Annotated in this window: 3 protein-coding genes; 2 read left to right on the forward strand and 1 reads right to left on the reverse strand. The window is 53.1% G+C overall.

The features are described from left to right. Positions 1 to 213 precede the first annotated feature (213 nt). Together Q0620_RS03265 and Q0620_RS03270 are read left to right on the forward strand one after the other, a co-directional pair. Positions 214 to 1,143 carry an aspartate carbamoyltransferase catalytic subunit gene (locus Q0620_RS03265; RefSeq protein WP_298783191.1) on the forward strand — a complete coding sequence of 310 codons (930 nt, stop codon included), beginning with the start codon at positions 214 to 216 and terminating at the stop codon, positions 1,141 to 1,143. Continuing rightward, a complete protein-coding gene (locus Q0620_RS03270; protein ID WP_298783192.1) occupies positions 1,140 to 2,420 on the forward strand; it encodes a dihydroorotase in 1,281 nt (426 codons plus the stop codon). Before Q0620_RS03265 ends, Q0620_RS03270 begins: the two co-directional genes overlap by 4 nt. Before the next feature lie 86 nt (positions 2,421 to 2,506). On the opposite strand, the gene Q0620_RS03275 is transcribed toward Q0620_RS03270, so the two are convergent. After that, on the reverse strand, positions 2,507 to 2,712 hold a 206-nt coding region (locus Q0620_RS03275; protein ID WP_298783193.1), incomplete at its 5' end, for a hypothetical protein.

The following is a 2,712-nucleotide window of genomic DNA, read 5'->3' on the forward strand; positions in this document are numbered from 1 at the left end:
ATTTTTTAAAATTTTCGCTCAAGAAGCCTAAATTTAATCTCAAAATTTTTAAATTTTACCCCGAAATTGCGCTCGCGCTTCGTATGCGAACTCAAATGAAATTTCAAGCAAAATTTCGCGTCTAAATTTGAGCTCAGCTCTTAAATTTTAAAATTTTATCAGAGATTTTTTTATACAATTACGGCTAAAATTCGGCCCAAAAAAGGAGAGGGAATGTATAAGCTAAAGCATCTTCTTAGCGCGCAGGATCTGAGCCGCGAGGACATCTACGACTTCATTGATCTGGCGCGCGAGTTTAAAGCGCTCAACCGCTCTGACGTTAAAAAATCCGACTCGCTTCGCGGCAAGACGGTCATCAACGCGTTTTTCGAAAACTCCACCCGCACCCGCACGAGCTTTGAGATTGCAGCCAAGCGCCTGGGCGCGGACAGCGTAAATTTCACGGCTGCGGACAGCAGCACGAAAAAGGGCGAGACGCTGATCGACACCATCAGAAATATGCAGGCGATGCGCACGGATATCTTCGTGCTGCGCCACAGCTGCTCGGGCGCGGCGAAATTCGTCGCGGCCAACTGCGATGCATCGATCGTAAATGCAGGCGACGGGCTGAACGAGCACCCGAGCCAGGCGCTACTGGATCTTTTTACGATCAGCGAGCACAAGGGCAGGATCGAGAATTTAAACGTCGCGATCATCGGCGATATATTTCGCTCGCGCGTGGCTAGAAGCGACATCTGGGCTATGCGAAAGCTCGGCATAAACGTGCGGCTCTTCGGCCCTCCGATGATGCTGCGCGACTGCGACGCGTTCGGCTGCCCGATATGCAAAAGCGTAGAGGAGGCGATCGAGGGCGCCGACGTCATCATCATGCTTAGAATACAGCTCGAGCGGCAAGACGGCGAGCCGAGCTTCCCGAGCGTGCGCGAGTACTCGAAATTTTTCGGACTTACCGCAAGGCGCATGCAAGCGGCGAAAGAGGGCGTCATGATAATGCATCCGGGCCCGATCAATCGCGGCGTGGAGATCAACTCCGACGTAGCCGACGATCCGCGCTATAGTTGCGTTTTAGATCAGGTAGAAAACGGCGAGGCGATGCGAATGGCGATACTTCATACGATAAATTTAAACAGGAGCGCACGATGAAAATTTTGATAAAAAACGGCACGATCGTTAATTGGGGCGGCAGCGAGGAGGCGAACGTCCTGATCGAGGGCGATAAAATTTCAAAGATCACGCGCGAGTGTCCCGCTGCAGACCGCGTCATAGACGCTGCGAGCAAGCTCGTGATGCCTGGGCTCATCGATATGCACGTGCATTTTAGAGACCCGGGGCTTGAATACAAAGACGACGTCATCAGCGGCAGCGAAACCGCGGTCGCAGGCGGCGTGACGACCTGCCTTCCGATGGCAAATACCAAGCCCGTAAACGATAACTCAAGCATCACGCGCGCGATGATCGCCAAGGCTAAACAGCGCGGGCTTATCGATCTATTGCCCATAGGCGCGATCTCGCAGGACTGCAAGGGCGTAAAGATCGTCGAGATGGGCGATATGCTCGAGGCGGGCTGCGTGGCCTTCAGCGACGACGGGCTGCCCGTGACCGACAGCTCCGTGATGCGACAGGCGCTCGAATACTCCGCGCACTTCGGCTCATTCGTGATAAATCACAGCGAGGATTGCTCGCTTTGCCACGGTGGCGTGATGAACGAGGGTAAGGTTAGCGCGATCCTCGGTCTAAAGGGGATGGCGAGCGAAAAAGAGGAGATCATGATCGCGCGCGATCTGCTGCTTGCCAAAAAGACGGGCGGGCACATCCACATCGCGCACGTAAGCTCGGCGTGGTCGCTAAAGCTCATAAAGCAGGCTAAGCGCGAGGGCATCCGCGTCACCTGCGAGGCTACGCCGCACCACTTCACCTTCGACGAGCGCGAGTTGATGGGATACGATACGAATTTTAAAATGTCGCCGCCGCTTCGCACCCAAAGCGACGTGCAGGCGATCAGAGAGGCGCTTAAAAGCGGTCTGATCGATGCCATCGTGACCGATCACGCTCCGCACAATACCGACGATAAATTCGTCGAATTCGACCACGCGCCGTTTGGAATTTTGGGGCTTCAAACCCTCGTACCGCTTACGCTGCAGCTCGTAAAGCAAGGCGTCATCGGCCTTGAAGACATGGTGCGGCTGTGCTCGTTTAACCCGGCTAAAATTCTAAATTTAAAAGACAAAGGCGAGATTAAAGAGGGCTTTTTAGCCGACGTCGCGATCATCGATCCGCAGATTTCCTACGTTTACGACGAGGCGCTAAATAAGTCCAAATCGCGCAACTCGCCGCTTTTCGGCAAGCAGCTTACGGGCGCTGCGGTATGCACGATCAAAAGCGGCCGCGTGGTCTATGAGTTTCCAAACGTCGTAGCGTAGGGCGCTCGCGGCGTAGGACTTGCGATCGGCGGCTTGCGGACAAACGGTATTCGTAGCATAAACGGAGAGATTGCTTCATTTTAAATTTAGCTAGTTTGGATGCGATGGCTTGCTTTTAAAATTTTGCGGTACGATCGGTTTATTTTAAATTTGGCGGCAGCGTAGGCGTGGCGACTTGTCTTTAAAACATAGCGCGTTTTGCTTGGTATCGGCGCGGCCCTTGATCTCGCAGCGTGATTGCCCTGCTTAAATTTATCGGTAGCTTGGGTGTAGTAAACTACATTTAAAATTT

The sequence above is a fragment of the uncultured Campylobacter sp. genome, assembly GCF_938017615.1.
Lineage (GTDB): Bacteria > Campylobacterota > Campylobacteria > Campylobacterales > Campylobacteraceae > Campylobacter_B.